The sequence below is a fragment of the Bartonella sp. AA1HLJMS genome (assembly GCF_042197445.1).
In the GTDB taxonomy this organism is placed as follows: domain Bacteria; phylum Pseudomonadota; class Alphaproteobacteria; order Rhizobiales; family Rhizobiaceae; genus Bartonella.
Map to the genome: position 1 here is coordinate 1 of NZ_JBHIRW010000018.1, position 16,532 is coordinate 16,532.

The 16,532-nt window shown below is 42.0% G+C and carries 17 protein-coding genes; 16 read left to right on the forward strand and 1 reads right to left on the reverse strand.

The genetic code is table 11. The annotated features are described in order from the left end of the window. Nucleotides 1-508 precede the first annotated feature (508 nt). Entirely contained in the window at nt 509-847 is a 339-nt protein-coding gene (locus ACFIQE_RS06015) for a hypothetical protein (RefSeq protein WP_375707387.1), read from the forward strand. A gap of 292 nt (nt 848-1,139) precedes the next feature. On the opposite strand, the gene ACFIQE_RS06020 is transcribed toward ACFIQE_RS06015, so the two are convergent. After that, on the reverse strand, nt 1,140-1,508 hold the full coding sequence (locus tag ACFIQE_RS06020) for a helix-turn-helix domain-containing protein (RefSeq protein WP_375707388.1): 369 nt from the start codon (nt 1,506-1,508) through the stop codon (nt 1,140-1,142). 795 nt (nt 1,509-2,303) lie between these two features. On the opposite strand from ACFIQE_RS06020, the gene ACFIQE_RS06025 reads away from it, so the two are divergent. The 15 genes from ACFIQE_RS06025 to ACFIQE_RS06095 all read left to right on the forward strand — a co-directional run bounded on the left by ACFIQE_RS06025 (nt 2,304) and on the right by ACFIQE_RS06095 (nt 16,091). Further along, on the forward strand, nt 2,304-2,627 hold the full coding sequence (locus ACFIQE_RS06025) for a hypothetical protein (protein WP_375673961.1): 324 nt from the start codon (nt 2,304-2,306) through the stop codon (nt 2,625-2,627). 163 nt (nt 2,628-2,790) lie between these two features. Continuing rightward, on the forward strand, nt 2,791-2,922 hold the full coding sequence (locus ACFIQE_RS06030; RefSeq protein ID WP_375611677.1) for a hypothetical protein: 132 nt from the start codon (nt 2,791-2,793) through the stop codon (nt 2,920-2,922). Continuing rightward, complete coding sequence (locus ACFIQE_RS06035) at nt 2,903-3,118, forward strand: hypothetical protein (protein ID WP_375641003.1); 216 nt, start codon at nt 2,903-2,905, stop codon at nt 3,116-3,118. The genes ACFIQE_RS06030 and ACFIQE_RS06035 overlap by 20 nt, the downstream gene beginning before the upstream one ends. Nucleotides 3,119-3,780: 662 nt before the next feature. Next, a complete protein-coding gene (locus tag ACFIQE_RS06040) occupies nt 3,781-5,142 on the forward strand; it encodes a PBSX family phage terminase large subunit (RefSeq protein ID WP_375631846.1) in 1,362 nt (453 codons plus the stop codon). After that, entirely contained in the window at nt 5,127-6,977 is a 1,851-nt protein-coding gene (locus tag ACFIQE_RS06045) for a portal protein (RefSeq protein ID WP_375702891.1), read from the forward strand. Before ACFIQE_RS06040 ends, ACFIQE_RS06045 begins: the two co-directional genes overlap by 16 nt. A 437-nt stretch (nt 6,978-7,414) precedes the next feature. Beyond that, a complete protein-coding gene (locus ACFIQE_RS06050; RefSeq protein WP_375702893.1) occupies nt 7,415-8,188 on the forward strand; it encodes a hypothetical protein in 774 nt (257 codons plus the stop codon). Nucleotides 8,189-8,429: 241 nt separating this feature from the next. After that, a complete protein-coding gene (locus ACFIQE_RS06055) occupies nt 8,430-9,548 on the forward strand; it encodes a N4-gp56 family major capsid protein (RefSeq protein ID WP_375610676.1) in 1,119 nt (372 codons plus the stop codon). Between the two features lie 83 nt (nt 9,549-9,631). Next, nucleotides 9,632-10,327: a hypothetical protein gene (locus tag ACFIQE_RS06060; protein ID WP_375621460.1), complete on the forward strand. Its 696-nt coding sequence runs from the start codon at nt 9,632-9,634 to the stop codon at nt 10,325-10,327. Nucleotides 10,328-10,348: 21 nt separating this feature from the next. After that, nucleotides 10,349-10,543 (forward strand): hypothetical protein, encoded by a 195-nt coding sequence (locus tag ACFIQE_RS06065; RefSeq protein ID WP_375706887.1) that lies wholly within the window; start codon nt 10,349-10,351, stop codon nt 10,541-10,543. A 118-nt stretch (nt 10,544-10,661) separates the two neighbouring features. Further along, complete coding sequence (locus ACFIQE_RS06070; protein WP_375707389.1) at nt 10,662-10,823, forward strand: hypothetical protein; 162 nt, start codon at nt 10,662-10,664, stop codon at nt 10,821-10,823. Nucleotides 10,824-10,876: 53 nt separating this feature from the next. Further along, nucleotides 10,877-12,340 (forward strand): hypothetical protein, encoded by a 1,464-nt coding sequence (locus ACFIQE_RS06075; RefSeq protein ID WP_375631834.1) that lies wholly within the window; start codon nt 10,877-10,879, stop codon nt 12,338-12,340. A gap of 348 nt (nt 12,341-12,688) precedes the next feature. Beyond that, the gene (locus tag ACFIQE_RS06080) at nt 12,689-13,141 is read left to right on the forward strand and encodes a hypothetical protein (protein ID WP_375677862.1); all 453 of its coding nucleotides are present in this window, start codon (nt 12,689-12,691) and stop codon (nt 13,139-13,141) included. Beyond that, on the forward strand, nt 13,138-14,277 hold the full coding sequence (locus tag ACFIQE_RS06085; RefSeq protein ID WP_375630223.1) for a tail fiber domain-containing protein: 1,140 nt from the start codon (nt 13,138-13,140) through the stop codon (nt 14,275-14,277). The genes ACFIQE_RS06080 and ACFIQE_RS06085 overlap by 4 nt, the downstream gene beginning before the upstream one ends. Further along, entirely contained in the window at nt 14,274-15,278 is a 1,005-nt protein-coding gene (locus ACFIQE_RS06090) for a phage tail protein (protein WP_375630224.1), read from the forward strand. The genes ACFIQE_RS06085 and ACFIQE_RS06090 overlap by 4 nt, the downstream gene beginning before the upstream one ends. A gap of 654 nt (nt 15,279-15,932) precedes the next feature. Next, nucleotides 15,933-16,091, forward strand: a complete 159-nt coding sequence (locus ACFIQE_RS06095; RefSeq protein ID WP_375621454.1) for a hypothetical protein — start codon at nt 15,933-15,935, stop codon at nt 16,089-16,091. Nucleotides 16,092-16,532 lie beyond the last annotated feature (441 nt).

The window sequence follows — 16,532 nt, forward strand, 5'->3', positions numbered from 1 at the left end:
CTTATGCCTTATGCCTTATGCCTTATGCCTTATGCCTTATGCCTTATGCCTTATGCCTTATGCCTTATGCCTTATGCTGTAAAATATTGTCATTTGAGGTAGGGTGAGATGGAGGCATTAGAGGCAAGGATATGCCGTCGAGGGACCTTCAAGCATATCAATAATTCGGGTATATCAATAAGGTGCTTTTTGTGAGAGTGTCTGGATATTGGAGGGTAGGGGTTATCTGTCCGTGTCTGGTGAAACAGTATTCTTTGAGGGGTGGTGAGAGGTGGTTGCCCAAATGCAATATACGCGATAAAAAGTGGGATTGTTAACAGACTCTTGTTTATTGAGTGGTGGGTTAGTTTGGAAATTTTGTTTGGCTGCCTTTTGTAAAGATAGAAGAGCGTAAAAACGTGAATCCGTAAAAGTGAAGTGAAGAATTTATGCGTTGTATGCTTTTGTCTTGACATGGAATGGGGGAAAGGACTGGGGAACGAGTCTGCAAATGAATTGGAAAGCTAGGATGAAGCATGTGAAAATTGGCACTGTGGGAGAAGCTTTTTGGTGTGTGTGTGAAGCTTTGTCTTTTGGGTGGGGTCTTTGCTTCGAAGCGGAATTGATCGGTATTTGTGGGAGCTTTCGCTCTTTGTGTTGGAGAGGGATGGGTGTAAGAATATTTAGAAAAGGCTTGCTTGTTGAATGTGGTGAAATACCGTTGCTTGAGGGGTATGGTGTGCTGATCTGTCTGAGTGGGGTTGGTAGGAGGAAACTGCTACAAGATGTCGGATTCTTGACAGAGCAGTGTAAGATGCTGGGGGAAAAATTTCGTTTGACTGCTTTCTGTAGAGATGTAAAAGCGTAAAAACGTGAATACGTAAAAGTGAAGTGAAGGATTTATGCGTTGTATGCTTTTGTCTTGACATGGAATGTGGTCGGAGAACTAGGGGACGCATTTGTGAATGGAGCGGGGAAAGCTGGGATGAAGAGGGGTATAAATCGCGTTGACTGGAGAAAAGTGTGTGAGGGAATATTTTAGGGCAGCGCTTATCTGTCGTGTCTGATAAAATTGCCTTCTTTGAAGTGTCGTGATCTGAAGCTTATATTTTAAGGGTGTTGGATATATTGGCGAGGGATGTTGATGGGTGTGCTTTTGTCTAATCAGAAATCAACCACAAGATTGCTTTTTGTTTTTTCGCTTCGAGCTCTCTAAAGTTTTTCAAAAGTGCGTATTCTTTTTCGCTGTATGTGTCTTGATCGTGGTGTAAGGCATGTTCTTTTGTGGGAATATCTGCTGTTAAAAGGTCCGCATAAAAAAAGTTCATAGGAACCTCTAGTTTTTTAGCAATTTCGAGCAAACACCCCGCGCTTACACGATTAAATCCTTTTTCGTATTTCTGGATTTGTTGAAAACTGACACCTAAATGGCTTCCTAATTCCTTTTGAGAAAGTCCCATTGAAATTCTTCTATGACGGATCTTTTTACCTATTGAAATATCGTTGAAATGTGAATTTTTAGTTTGCACTTCAAGCTCCCCTCCGGTTGCGAGCGCCCTCGCATTGGTATTCCGGGAGTAGTAAAGTACTGAGCTCTAGTCAGCATTTTTGCTTTTAGTGCTTATCACACCTGGACATAGCAAAAACTCCCGGAATCCCGGGACACCCACAAAGTGGGTTCATTCTTACGCTAGAGCTTAGGGCTTTACTATCCCTTATTGATCGTTGCGTGGACGATCAATATATCCTTTGAGTGATAAAGTAATTTCAAGGGATTGGCAAGAACAATTAAAAGATTTTCTAGTCTGTTATATTGTAAAATAGGGATGTTTGGGGGGGTGGTAATCTGATGTTAGTAGGGGAATTTACTGGGGAAGAGGTTGGATGATAGTTTAAAACCGGTGCGGGGTGGAAGCTTTATTCAGCAGAGGAAAATTTGCTTTTTGAAGTCGAATTGTAGATCAGAGCTTATCTGGCGTGTTTGATGAAACACCATTCTTTGAAGTGTGGGATAGCCATATGAAATAATCAGCAGGGAAATCTGATAGACGAGAAATCAGCTTGTTGACAGACCCGTGTTTACAGAGCTGCGTGGGGTGGTGATGTGGGTGTTTCGTTTGGCTTTTTTCTGTAATGATGTAAAAGCGTAAAAATGTGAATCTGTAAAATTATGCGGAGGATTTGGGCTTTATGTGGGCTCTTATCTTTTTGGGTGTGTCCCATTTTTTTTAATTGTTGAATGCTTGTCAAATTTTGTTGCTGATTTTTATGTCATTTTTTGTGTTTGAGGTTTTGGTTTCTCTTTAGTTGGAAGGAACATGATGATGGTAGATGAACATTGTCTTCCCTTACGTCGAAGAGGGCGGAAAAAAGGGGCTTTAAATAAAACAACAAAGCGATTTAATGAAGCTCTTTTGACAGCGGCGGAGCAGGCTGGATATCACTATGGTGAAGATGGGCTGGTGTCTTATCTTCAGTATCATGCGTTGAATAATCCCGTACCTTTTTTTTCGCTGCTGGCAAAAGTGTTGCCTCTTCAGGGGGCTGGAGAAGGGCAGGTTAAAACAGTTTCGCGTATCGAGATTGTACCAGTGAATGCAAAAAATAGCGAACCGGAGAAGCATGATCCTTTGGTTACTGAGGCTTGAAGTTACGAGAAAATATTGGGTTTTGGCACATGATGTTTAAGGGATATTGTCTTTGAACGGGGATGCTAGATGTTTGTCTGAAAGCTTATGATTGAAATTGCGGTGAGGGGCGTGTGCTTTAGGCGTGTGAGCTGTGAAGTTGTTGGGCTTTGGTGGGGGATGCATGAGGACGTGGACTGGAGGAGACTTCGGTGCATATGGTGTTTTTTGGGGGTACATGGCGTCTGGGGTGGTCTGTTTGAAGAGGGGCCGGCAAGATGCTTTTATGGCGATGCGTGAGGGGCGCGATACCTGAAAGATGTTGGGGAGTGCTTGATGATATTTGCTGTTTTGGACATCTGGTGAAGATTTGGTTTTTTCTCGTTATTGAAGGTGTGGAGATATCAAAAACAGTTTCGCGTATTGAGATTGTACCAGTGAATGCAAAAAATAGTGAACCGGAGAAGCATGATACCTCGATAACTGAGGCTTGTGATATTGAAAAATGTTAGGCTGAGGTGGGTGATGTGGGGTGATGTCTTGCAAGGGGGCTGCTTTGGTGATTGCCTATCTTGAGGGGATTGAAGCGGAGGCTATCGTGTTTGTGGGCGCTCGTGATATTGGGAAGGGGCTTTGGTGAATGATGCCGTAAGGGCCCGTGTGCTGGAGGGGATTTGGTGCAGGGTATTTGTGTGGTGGATATGGAACAGTGTTTTGATGGGTGAGGGGCATGAAACTTGAGAGAAGTGTTATGCTTGCCTGATGCATGTGTTTTGGTGGGGGTATCTTGGGGGATAAAGTGTGAGGATTGGTGATGCTTGAGAGGCATGATATTGGAGGATGTTGGGCTTTGGATATGCCTGAGAGCCATGTGCTGAGGCTATGATTTGGTTGGGGAGGATACCTTGCTTGTGGTTGGGGGATGACAGGCGCGGTGTTTGAGGGGGTGGGGCTTTTGTGCCTTGGGGGCTTGGGGCGCATAGGTGGGGTCAAGGGGATCTCATGCAAAAAAGTGAAATTTATTGAATATTAGGATGAAGAAAAGATAAAGCGCTGCTTTTGAGAAGGGCGTTTTTCGTTCAATTGCTCTTTTCGTTCAATTGCTCTGGGATCATTAAACTTGGGATAAGCAAAAGGGTGCAGCGCAATTATTGCTAAAGTATGAAAATTTATAATGACAACTGTTCAGAAAATTTCTCAAAAAATTGAGCAGAAAACGGCTCAAGTGGCTCTTATTCCAAAGCTTATTCCTGTCTTTACTGGAAATGCCGATGTGCGAGCCGCTTGGGGAGGACGCGGTTCTGGAAAAACACGTTCTTTTGCTTTGATGTCTGCTGTGGTGGGATATCGCCATGGAATGGCTGGAGAACGCGGGATTATTCTTTGTGCACGGCAATTTCAAAATTCTCTTAATGAAAGTTCTTTGGAGGAAATTAAACGCGCTATCGAGTCTTATCCTTTTTTACAAGATTATTATGAAATCGGCGATAAATATATTAAGTCAAAAGATGGACGGATTGTCTATGTGTTTGCTGGGCTTGATCGCAATATCGCAAGTATTAAATCAATGGGTCGCGTTTTCCTTTGTTGGGTCGATGAAGCCGAACCCGTGACAGAAACTGCTTGGCAAACACTTATTCCAACTTTGCGCGAAGAAGGAAAAGATTGGAATGCAGAATTATGGGTCACATGGAACCCATGCCATGAAAATGCAGCCGTGGAAAAACGTTTCCGAAATGTCGATAATCCTCATATCAAAGGGGTGGAAATTAATTGGCGTGATAATCCGCAATTTCCTGAAAAACTCAATCGTGATCGAATGGACGATTTGCAGCAAAGACCAGAGCAGTATAACCATATTTGGGAAGGCGAATATCTCCAAGCTGTGCAAGGGGCTTATTATCAGAAATGTCTGCTCGAAGCCGAAATGGAAGGGCGGATTACCACTGTTCCACGGGATCCTTTGATGCAGGTGAGAATCTTTTGGGATATCGGGGGAACAGGAGCAAAGGCTGATGCTACCGCATTGTGGGTGGCGCAATTTGTTGGACGTGAAATCCGAGTGCTCGATTATTATGAAGCCCAAGGACAACCTCTCTCAGAGCATGTGGGCTGGGTCTTTCAAAGGGGATATGAAAAGGCTCTTATGGTCTTGCCTCATGATGGCGCAACAAAAGATCGTGTCTATAATGTGAGTTTTGAAAGTGCCCTTCAACAAGCCGGTTTTCAAACCAAAATAATTCCTAATCAAGGAACAGGCGCTGTGAAAATGCGTATCGAAGCCGTACGGCGGTTGTTTCCTGCACTATGGTTTAATCGTGAAACGACATGTGCGGGGAGAAAAGCGCTTGCTTGGTATCATGAAAAGCGCGACGAACAGCGCAATATCGGACTAGGGGCTGAACATGATTGGGCTAGCCATGGGGCCGATGCCTTTGGACTGATGTGTGTGGCTTATGAACAACCAAATGCTAAAGCGCGAAAAAAACCTTATCGCTCGTTTCACCATTCTCAAACTTCATGGATGGCTTTTTAATGAATATGTCTACAAATTCTTCTTTTGATCAAATCGAAACGCTTGAAAATCAAGCTCTCTTTAAAAAACTCGTGGGTTGGTATCAGGATGATATTGGTCATGTCGAAAAATGGCGAAAAAATGCCCAGGAAGATTACGATTTTTATAATGGACGGCAATGGAATGAGCAAGACTTGGCTGTCTTGCACGAACAAAACAGACCCGTGATGACTTTTAACCGTATTGCACCTTTAATTAATGCTGTGATCGGGGCTGAGCGCAATAATAAAAGACAAGTCCAATTTATTCCACGACAAGAAGGCGCAGCCTTTGCTAATCAGATTCTGACAGGAGCAGCCGAATGGTTTCGCGATGAAGCCGACGGTGAATACGAAGATTCCGATGCTTTTCAAGATGCAATTATTTGCGGTATGGGCTGGACAGATACACGCCTTGATTATGAACAAGATCCCCAAGGAAAACCAATCATTGCGCGGTTGGATCCTATGAAAATGGTGTGGGATGCAAGTGCTGTTAAGTCTAATCTCATTGATGCTCAACGCTTATGGTATATCGATGAAAAACCTCTTGCCGTAGCGCAGGAAATGTTTCCCAATGTTCATTGGAGTGATCTTCATGCGGATTGGGTGAAACATCAGAGCTTTTTACAGCCAACCAGCAATGGGATGACACAAAGTTATCAGTCCGAGAGGGGGTATCAAGGAGAAGAGGGGAGCGGCTATCAACGTCCTAAAATGGTGACATTGGCAGAATGTCGCTGGTTTGAACGCGAGGTGGTTTATAAAGTCCTTGAGCCTCAAAGTGGAAGGTTTGTCGATTATTCAGAGCAGGATTTCCAAAATTTAAGCAAAACCTTTCCGCATGTCCAAGCAACAAGGTTGAACAGAAAAATTGTCAAACGGGCATTTTTAGGTAGAAAGCTGCTTGAAGCGCCTGATAAGCCCTTGGTTCCACCCAATCAATTGGGATGGGAGTGTATTACCGGTACTTTTGATAAGTTAAGTCGGCAATTTTACGGAATTGTGCGCCCTACAAAAGATCCGCAACGGTGGGCAAACAAATATTTTAGTCAAGTAATGCATTTGCTCAATAGCCAATCAAAAGGCGGCATTATGGCAGAACGCGATGCTTTTGATGATGATCGACAAGCCGTCGAGAGTTGGGCTAGAGCCGATAGCATTACTTGGTTGAAAAGTGGGGCTGTGTCTGGCGGAAGAATCCAGCCTAAACCCGTGGCGCAATTTCCGCAAGGGTTTTTCCAATTGTTTAATGAAGCAAAGAGTGCTCTCGAACAGGTGACGGGGTTGTCTTCTGAATTTATTGGGACGCGAGCTGTCAATCAGCCTGGCATTCTTGAACAACAACGGCGACAATCGTCACTTAATCTTTTGGCTTCCTTTTTTGATGGGTTGCGTCGATATCGGCAACGACAGGGAAAAATTATTCTCTATCTTATTCAAAATTATCTCTCCGATGGGCGGTTGGTGCGTATTGCTGGTGATGAAAATGCCCAGTATGTGCCGCTGACACGCGAAATGGTGACAAGCTTGGAATATGATATTGTCGTGGATGATGCGCCAACAAGTCTTAATGAAAAAGAGCGTACTTTTGCATTAATCATGCAATTGCTTCCTTTGATGCAAAATTTTGCAACGCCAGAGATTATGCTCGATCTCTTACGCTATTCGCCTTTACCCGCTTCACTTATTCATAAAATTGCGATAAAGGCGCAAAACTCTTTTCAAGAAGAGCAAAATGCTTCAGCGCAGATGGGGGGTAATGTGGGAACAGAGCAGATAATGCAGATGTTGCAGACAGTAAAGGCTCAACAATAGGACGCTTTGTCATGCGCGACTTCTGATAAATTCCATCTACCAGAAATTGCTTATCGATACAATTTCCATAGCGTAATGTCGTCTTCCTTTATCTTCGAAGAGCTGTTTTATGAGACTATCCCTGTTGGGGAAAAACAGGAGAACGAGGGAGTCTTTCCGTTATATGGGGTGAACTTGGTGGGGCATGGTGGGCGCAAAATGGGCTTATCGATTTCTATAGTGCATGGGCTTCCTTTTCTCAAAAGAACTGTTTTATAGGGCTGGATTGTTGGGAAAAGCAAGGTGGAGAGGGGGCGTTTTGCCGTTATGTGGGGTGGAGAGCTTTGGGGAAATGCTGGAGCTCAAATGATGGGAGAGCATTGAGGGAATAAATGCTCACAGGCTGTTTTATCTGAAAAATTTAATTTTATTGTTTAAAAAAAGAAAAGGCTAATGTCATGGATCAAGAACACTTAACGCCGGCAGAACAAAATCAATTAAAACAAGATTTTCTGGTCTCAACACAAGAGGGAGAAGATGGTGAAATTGCAAGAGAAGAAAAAACTCTTGAAGATAATTTCCAAGGGCAAGTGCATCAACAACAGTCCTCTTCGCAAAAGGCTGGAAAAGAGGTTCAAGGGGGAGAAGATGTTCCACCAGATCCACAAAAAGACTTTATGGGCTATATGCAATGGTTGGGAAAAACACTCCAAAAACAAGGGCTTTTACATGAAAAACAACAGCCTTCTCTTGCTCGCGAAGCAGAACAGTTGCATGCATTTTTTCAGCAGTCTGTTGCCAGTGTTAAACAAAAGCATCATGATTTTGATCAAGCAGCTGATTTTATTTATGAAACGCGGGCTAAACAGTTGGCAGCTTGTGCTTCGCTCTATCCTGAGATGGCAGACCCCAAAAATATTGATGCGTTGATTGGTGATGAGTTGAAGCAGATCTTGCGCGATTGTGCGCAAAAAAATCAAAACCCCGCTGAAGTGATTTACTCTATTGCACAAAAAATTGGCTACACAAATGTTCCCAATAACATGGGTGAAAATTTACAGGAAAGACACAATTCTGCACGTACTCTTGCTGCTTATAACGGCTTGACGCCAAATGGGCCGATTTCTTTGGAGATGCTTGATAAAATGTCAGAAGCAGAGTTTAGCGCTTGGGTTGCTGATCCTAAAAATAAAGCTGCTTTTAATCGTTTAATGGGGGGAAGAGAATTTTAAAAACAAGAATGTGAGGGGGGGGGCGGGAACGTTAAGAGGCTTTTAGCGCAGGAGAATGCGGGGGGATTTCTCAAAGCACGGATGTGGTGAGGAGAGCTCTTATAAGGAGGAGGCAGACGCTAACAGAAATTAGATAAAACTCACGAACAACCTATTCACCATCTGAAATGAAATGTGGTGTTTTGAGCGCCCGGCGCTTTGCCGGGTTTTTTTTATGTCAAGAAAACTTTTAGAGGATAAAATGACCGTAACTTATATCGGACTTAATGACCCAATGGCAGTGCGCACATGGTCTAAATTACTAAACCAAGAAGTCTCAAAAGCAATTCCAATTGCACCGTTGATTGGAAATGATTCAAACAGTATCGTACAGTTAAAGGATGAAACCACGAAAGCAAGTGGGGATGCCATTAGCTTTAATTTGCGTGTGCAGTTGCTAGGCGATGGGGTAAGCGAAGGGCAGACATTGGAAGGCAATGAAGAAGCTTTACAGTTTCTCAATGATCGCTTGGCAATTAATGAACTCGTTCATGCTGTGCGTGTCAAAAATGAGGGAACAATTGATCAGCAACGAATTCTCCATGATTTGCGCACCGAGGCAAAAAATGGTTTGGTTGATTGGTATGCAGATCGTCTGAGTATGATGTTCTTCATTCAAGTGTGTGGTTATACCGCAAAAGCTATTAACTTTGAAGGACGCACGATTACCCTTAAACCAGTTCATTATGGGTTTAATGCGCCAACGGCACCAACCAATAAACGCGTGGTACGTCCTAATGATAAAGCAAAGGATGAGGACTTAAAAGAAGGCGATGTTTTTGATCTTAAGCTCATTGATAAAGCTGTCGAACGGGCTAAATTGGCAAATCCTAAAATTAGACCTGTGCGGATTGATGGTGAAAATGTCTATGTGCTTTATCTCCATCCAACCCAAGTGACGCAATTGCGAACCAATACAGATGCAGGGCAATGGCTCGACATTACTAAGGCAATCTATAGTGGAAGTCGTATCAAAAATCCGCTCTATGATGGGTCTTTGGGCATGTATAATGGTGTGGTTTTACGCGAAGCTGAACATATTACCGAAGGGGTTGAATCTGGGATGGCAAATAAAGCTGTACCAAATGTGCGGCGGGCTGTTCTGCTTGGTGCGCAGAGTGCTGTGATTGCTTTTGGTAAAGATCGAGGAGCAACACGCTATAAATTGGTGGAAGAACTCTTCGACTATGAAAGAGAATTCGGGGTCGCGGCAAAAACCATTATTGGGATGAAAAAAACTTGCTTTACCTTGCCAGGAAGTACGCAAGGGGCTCAGGATTTTGGCACTATCGTCATCCCAACTTATGGAGCACCCGCTTAAAGCGAATGTTTGCTCTCTTCCCCCAACAAGAGGGATCTGTTGGGGGAAAAATTTAAAATGCTTCCAGAAACAAGGACAGGCTTATGACCACTTTATCCACTGATCCCCAAAATCTAAACCTTACACATTCAGACCATTCTAAAACTTTTGCTTATATGGTCGCGCTTATTCAAGATGAAATTGACGATACAACAGCGGAATATTCCCTGCAAATTCAAGATTCAATTTTTACGGCTTTGCGTTTGTGTGAACGCGAACCCTTTTTCTTTAATGAAAAAAGAGAAAGGACGTTTAAAACACAAAGTGGTAAAACATGGTATGGGCAAGAAGAAGGGGTTTTTATTGAAGCAGAAAAGAGTTTGGAGGGCGTCTTTTTAGTAACAAAGAGTGCAACACCAACAAAGTTGTTCTTTAAGCCCTTGGAAGTGTTGCATCAACAATATGGTATGCATCCTGCGCTAGGAACGCCATTCTTTTATACCTACCTTGATCAAAAAATAGGACTCTTTCCAACACCAGAACATGTGGAAGCTGTACAGCTTTCTTATGCTCCTGTTCATTTTGCCGATGAACAGCTGAAAGAGGATGATAACCCTTGGTTGATTTATGCTTTTGATCTTATTAAAGCACGTGCAAAATATGAACTTTATAAAAATATTCTTAAAGATCCTGAATATGCCGCCGTTTCTTTCAGAGATTTTCAAGAACAGCTTCAAGCTTTGCGCATTGAAACATCGCGCCGAAAAGGTTCTTCAAAGATTCGCCCAATGCGTTTTTAAAAAGTTCATTTCAAATCGTTTATGGCTGGCGTTGAAGGTTGGTTTGTCACTGGTGGCTGGTTTGTCACTTATGGCTGGATACACGCGTTGGGTGTTGATGGTGAAGGGCTGGTGGATGGCGTTGGGGTGGCCATTATTGATGGTATCGTTTTTTTTGGTGCGTTAAACAACCTAAGGTTGTTTATTTTGTTGAATTTTATGCCTTTAGAGTTTTAAGAGCTTTTGTGGTTTTTTATTAATAAGCTTTGGTGTTTTGAATGGCACTGGGCTCTTCAAAGATTTTATGGGGGGGTGGGGGTGATGGCTCTTTCCCCCGTCATTGTGGGGGGGTGATTTGCGGGCAGTTGATTTTGGTTTGGCGCTGGTGGATGGCGTTGGGGTGGCCATTATTGATGGTATCGTTTTTTTTTGGTGCGTTAAACAACCTAAGGTTGTTTATTTTGTTGAATTTTATGCCTTTAGAGTTTTAAGGGCTTTTGTGGTTTTTTATCAATAAGCCTTGGTGTTTTGAATGGCACTGGGCTCTTCAAAGATTTTATGGGGGTCTTGATGGCTTTTTTCCCAATCGCTGATTATCGACCCGATGTGGCGGATATCAATGGAATTTTTACCGATGAACTTGTTAATGTGCTCCCAGCTGATGGCTCCTATATCCCTATGCCAAGTTTTGAACCTTTATCAGAGCCTTGTCCGGAGCCAATTTTAGGCACTCTTGCGGTTAAAACAAAAAATGGGGTTTCTATTATTGTCGGGACAAGAGAAAAAATCTACTTGCTTGATAATACAACAATGAACTGGAAAGATATTAGCCAAAAAGGAAAACCTTATCTGGCTAATGTTGATGCTCCGTGGTCTTTTGCTTTGTTTGGTGATTTGATCATTGCTGTGAATGCCAATGATAAACCACAAGTGATTGATATTAACCATGATAAAACATTTAGAAATTTAGGAGGAAATCCACCACAGGCAGGGATTGTTCGTGTCTGGGGAGATTTCGTTTGTTTGATGAAATTAACCGAGTATCCAAGAAGGGTTCATTGGTCTGGATTAAATGATGCTGAATTTTGGACCGTGGGGAAAAAAAGTTGTGATTATCAAGATTTTCCTGATGGCGGATTCGTCCAAGGGGCAACGGAGACAACAAATCCAATTATCTTTATGCGTTCTGCAATCTATGCCGGTTCTTTTATCCCTGGCTCTAAGATTATTTTTAGTTTCCAAAAAATCCACGATAAACGAGGCGCAAAAAATGCTGAATCAATTGTTTGTAGAGGCGATTTAGCATTCTTTGCCGATGAGGGCGGGTTTTATCAAATAACAAATGAGGGACAGATTATACCCATTGGGTTCGAAAAAGTCGATCGAACGATGACCGCAAAATCAAGGAAGGATAATCTGTACACTCTATCTGCTGCTATCGATGGGGTGTATAATCGTGTTTATTGGATGGTTGATTCTGATGAGAATCTTCATAAACGTATCTTGCTCATTTATGATTGGGGATTGCAAAAATGGACAAAAGCTCTCGTCGATATCAAAATGATATTGCCTATTTTCTTAGCCGGAACAACCCTAGAAGGTCTTGATTTTGTGACTAAGAATATTGATGACTTGTCCTTTTCTCTTGATAGTAAAGCTTGGAAAAATGAATCGCCTATTCTGGGGGCATTTGATCAACAGGGGAGACTGGGTTCGTTTTCTGGGTGTCCTATGGCTTGTGTCGTGACATCACAAGAAATGGGGCAGACAAATGGCAGGATAACACGGGTGAAAAATATTATGCCTCAAGTCAATAGTGGAAAGTTTTATTTGTCTGTGGGAATGCGCTTTCGACAATCTCTTGAAGAGGAAACTGTTTGGTTGCCAGAAAAACAGCCCTCTTATAATACTGGACAAATTCATTGTCGTGCAAGGGCACGGTTTTATCGCTTTAAATTGCGTATTCCTGAAGGGGTGAATTGGACTCATGTCACTGGATTTGATGTGGAATTGACGCGGGCCGGCATGCGATAGGCATGCCCTTTTGTAATACCATGCGATAGGCTCAAACCTCTATTATTAAAGAACAAATGCCCCATAGACTTCCCAAGCCTTTATAAACAAAGGCACAATGCGATAAGCTGTGTCTTTATAATATGAAGAACAAGGTGGTGCGTTATGTTTCATGCTTTTCTGCGATAAAGGAAAATAGGCTGCACCATGGTTTATTTTTATAAAGAAAAAAGTTCCCTCTTTGTTGTGACAAAGGGATGATGGGGCTTTTTTTCTTTTATTGTGCGGGGGGCATGGAATGCGTGAAGTATGCATGGGGATGCGTATTGCTCAAATGAGGGAAATGACAAAGCTAAAAGAGCTAAAATTATGATGCAAGAGAGTCAAGATTTATATTCTGCTCATCTGACAGAGCAGTGGCTATGGGAAAAAATAGCTCCCTATCAAGAGGCTCTCAATGCTGCATTGAAAAAATATGTTCAGCGCTTTCCGGATGATGTTTGTCTGGAAAAAATTGCTGAAGAAATCGCTACAGGACAAGCACAATTGTGGCTGGTCTTAAAAAATAAAATCCAATTTAGTGCTTTTGCAATTACCAAAGTTGAAATAACCCATACGGGAAAAAAATGCGTCGTTCTCTCTGATCTTGCTGGAGAGGGAGGGCTGAAATTGGTCAAGTTGATTGATGAAGTCGAAAAATGGGCGCGAACAATTAATGCTGAAGAAATGCACATGTTTGGAAGAACTGGATGGGCGAAAAAGCTCGCTCATCACGGATATTCTCGTAATCTTATTCAATATAGAAAGGTTCTGAACCCATGAGTAGAAAAACCACACCTCAAGTGCAGACAACAACACAAACAAATGCTCCACCTGCTTGGGCGGCTGATATTCTTAAACAAGCCAGTGCTGATGCACTTGGACTTTATAATAAAGGAATTGGCGGAAACGTTTATCAGGGAGACAGAGTCGCTGGTCTTAGCAATATGACAAAAAATGCGCTGACCGGTTTACAACAAGCAGCAGGGCTTTATAACAATCCAACGGTAACGCAATGGTTGAATGCCCCAACCAACAGCGCTACAAATCTTTCCGGTATGGCTAAGGGAAGCTGGATTGGAAGCAATAGCAAATTTAATACTGCATTGCAAAATGCTCTGAATAAAACATCCGATGCAATTAATCAATCGATGTCGGGAGCAGGACGTTATGGTTCTGGGGCTCATACTGGTGTGCTGGCCGATGAGTTAGGCGCCTTGGCAACAAATGCTGCAGCACAGCAATATAATCAAGATATTAACAATATGATGAATGCCAACCAGATGATTGATCGCTCTCAGAATGATCAAGTTAATGCGGCAAATAGCTATTATCAAGGACAGAGTAACGTGCAAAGCAATGCTTTGAAAGGGGGTATGATTCAAGATATAAACCGCCAAAATGTCTTAGATGCTGAACGCCAAAAATGGTCAGAAAAAGATAATCAAGATTGGAACCGATTGCAAAGTTTGTTACAGGTAGGAACACAGGCTGCTGGAAATTACGGAACGACTTCAGGAAAATCCACGACAATGCCTTCTGTGACAAAAGATCCATTGCGTGATGCGCAGCAAGTACTTGGATTGGTCGGAGGAATTTTAGGGCTTTGTGATGTGAGAGCAAAAGAAAATATTATCCCTGTGGGGCAGAAAAAGGGATATCCACTTTATACCTTTAATTATAAGGGAAATCCACAACGTTATCAGGGCGTTATGGCGCAAGACGTGTTGCGTGTGAACCCTGAAGCTGTTTATGTCAATGCGAAAACAAAGTTATTGCATGTTGATTATGACAAAATAGGCCTGAAAATGGAAAAAATGAAAATGGAGAAAATACCGGCATCTAAAAATAAAATTGCGGCTTTCTTTTCTTCATTTTTTGCTCGTTTTCCCTTTTTGAAAAAAGAGTATCTTCTATGAGTTCGATTTATGATTGGTCAATTGTTGCATCAGAAAATGCTTATGCCGATGAGAGTATAAACTGGGCAGAAGGGCAACCTCCAAGCACAGTCAATGATAGTGCTCGCGCTATGATGCAACGCATCAAAGAATATTTGTTGGATAATGGGGGCGGGATTGAAACACAGTTTACTGTCGATGTGGAAAACGAGAGAACGTCACTTCGTTTGGCAACAAAGTCTTTTTTTGAGACTTATATGGATGGCATTGTTGTGCGCTTTAAAGCACAAGGCGTCAACAGAGGAATAACAAATATTTCTTTAAATCAATTGCCGCCAAGACCAACTTATATGGCAACGCCAGAGGGTATTATGCCTTTAAAGGGCGGGGAAATTCAAAAAGGGGGGCTTTATGAAGTCGTCTATACGCGTGATATTGCCGGAAAAAATGCTGATGGCTGGTTTTTAACCAATCCTACTATAAAACTTCCTGAAATTCCGCCCTTTCCTCCTTTGCCTGAAACTTTTTCTTCTGGATTTATCGGGACTTTTGCTACAGAAAAAATACCCTCTGGATGGTTACTGTGTGATGGTAAAGAATATTCGCGAAGGAACTATGCTAATCTCTTTGCTGTTCTGGGAGAAACATGGGGAAAAGGAGACGGGAGAACAACATTCAATGTTCCCGATTTGCGTGGAATGTTTTTACGGGGGCTCGATAGTGGAAAAGAAATTGATAAAGGACGTCGCTTGGGAAGCCGACAAGAAGAGTCTTTTCAATCCCATACCCATGAGGGAAAAACAGATTCGACAGGGAAACACCAGCATAGTTATCCAAAGGTTCAACAAAAGATTATAGAGTTAGATAACAGGGCTTATCCAATAAACGTAGCTGTATTGTATGGATCAAATTGTTTGACAGATTCTGCGGGAGAGCATGAACATAAGGTCTTGTTGCAAAAAACAGGGGGTGATGAAACACGCCCCGTCAATATGGCGGTGGTTTATGCTGTCAAAGCCTGAGAATGAAAGCTGTAGGAGAGAAAGATAAAAATGCTAAAATGTTTGTTATGAAAAAAAGTCTTATTGAATATATTGTGTAGAAAGTTTTGATGCGCTTTAGAAAAAACTTAACTCTCTTTATTTTTTGTGCTGCCTTTGTTGGATGTCTAAAGGTAAGTTTGCCTATTGTTCTTTAGAGGATCAAGACAGTGATTATTGAAGGTAGGGGGAGAACAAAAAACCTTTCTTTATTCATGGCGCTTTTTGCTGAGGAATAAAGACTTTATCCCAAATGCCTCTCTCTTGTGGTGTCGTGATACAGTATTTCAAGTGCTGGGTTTAAACCGCTGCTGTGCGATGACAAAAAACCCATGGGTAAATTTTATCCTATTATACTGTAAAACATCGTCATTAAAACACTATTATTGAAGGTGGTGATATCAGTAAGATAGCTTAAAGTATTTAATACATTAGCAAATGTTCTGGGGAGGATTTGCTCGTAGAGTTTTCATGCAAGTGAACCATATAAGTGAGCAGCAGACGGAATCCTTTCAGAAGAGTTGGATTGTTTACAAACCGATGTAGGGCTAAAATCTTCGTCTTTTTAGGTGCGGAAAGAGGTCAACGGATATGTTTATTTAAAGCGAGAAAAAGCAAAATGGAGCGCTCCCTTTTTTGGCAAAGCGTGTAGGAAAAAAGCCACTCTTTGTTTTCAAAATGGGTGCACTGTTGGCAAGAGCAGCAGGTTGGCGATGCGTTGTAGTACATGGTGAGGCATTGAACCCTCTGAGATGGCATTTTGTGCTTATCAGGCAACTTCTTGAAACAGGATGAGAGTGATACGAGAAAATCTATAAGACAATAGTTTATCCCGTTGTGTTGTAAAATACCATTGTTTGAGATGCGGTTAAAATTTTATGCATGGGGTGTTTTTCGTCTGTGCGTATTCCTAACGCAGCATTTTTTTGTAGAGTAACTCTGGACAGGGGATACATTACAAGGATGCGTTTGAAGGGGGAAGCCAAGTCAAATCTGTTAGATAAGAAGCCAGATTGTTTACAAACCATTGTTTATTGATTGCCATTATTTAAAGACCGGTGTGGGCTTTGTCCTTTTGGGAAAGGTTGATACAGCATGCAAGGTGACATGCATTTCTCTTTGGTTTTAGGTGGTAAAATCATCATTTTAGGTGGAAAACAGAGTATAATCTAAAAAAATACCTTGTAAAAATTTTCGATGAGGAATTTTTTTTCAAAAGCTTTTCATATGGTTTTC

Bases quoted from the DNA above. Each gene is read 5' to 3' on its own strand.
- ACFIQE_RS06015 (WP_375707387.1), top strand. From the start codon at position 509: ATGAAGCATGTGAAAATTGGCACTGTGGGAGAAGCTTTTTGGTGTGTG.
- ACFIQE_RS06025 (WP_375673961.1), top strand. From the start codon at position 2,304: ATGGTAGATGAACATTGTCTTCCCTTACGTCGAAGAGGGCGGAAAAAA.
- ACFIQE_RS06030 (WP_375611677.1), top strand. From the start codon at position 2,791: ATGAGGACGTGGACTGGAGGAGACTTCGGTGCATATGGTGTTTTTTGG.
- ACFIQE_RS06040 (WP_375631846.1), top strand. From the start codon at position 3,781: ATGACAACTGTTCAGAAAATTTCTCAAAAAATTGAGCAGAAAACGGCT.
- ACFIQE_RS06045 (WP_375702891.1), top strand. From the start codon at position 5,127: ATGGATGGCTTTTTAATGAATATGTCTACAAATTCTTCTTTTGATCAA.
- ACFIQE_RS06050 (WP_375702893.1), top strand. From the start codon at position 7,415: ATGGATCAAGAACACTTAACGCCGGCAGAACAAAATCAATTAAAACAA.
- ACFIQE_RS06055 (WP_375610676.1), top strand. From the start codon at position 8,430: ATGACCGTAACTTATATCGGACTTAATGACCCAATGGCAGTGCGCACA.
- ACFIQE_RS06060 (WP_375621460.1), top strand. From the start codon at position 9,632: ATGACCACTTTATCCACTGATCCCCAAAATCTAAACCTTACACATTCA.
- ACFIQE_RS06065 (WP_375706887.1), top strand. From the start codon at position 10,349: ATGGCTGGCGTTGAAGGTTGGTTTGTCACTGGTGGCTGGTTTGTCACT.
- ACFIQE_RS06075 (WP_375631834.1), top strand. From the start codon at position 10,877: ATGGCTTTTTTCCCAATCGCTGATTATCGACCCGATGTGGCGGATATC.
- ACFIQE_RS06080 (WP_375677862.1), top strand. From the start codon at position 12,689: ATGATGCAAGAGAGTCAAGATTTATATTCTGCTCATCTGACAGAGCAG.
- ACFIQE_RS06085 (WP_375630223.1), top strand. From the start codon at position 13,138: ATGAGTAGAAAAACCACACCTCAAGTGCAGACAACAACACAAACAAAT.
- ACFIQE_RS06090 (WP_375630224.1), top strand. From the start codon at position 14,274: ATGAGTTCGATTTATGATTGGTCAATTGTTGCATCAGAAAATGCTTAT.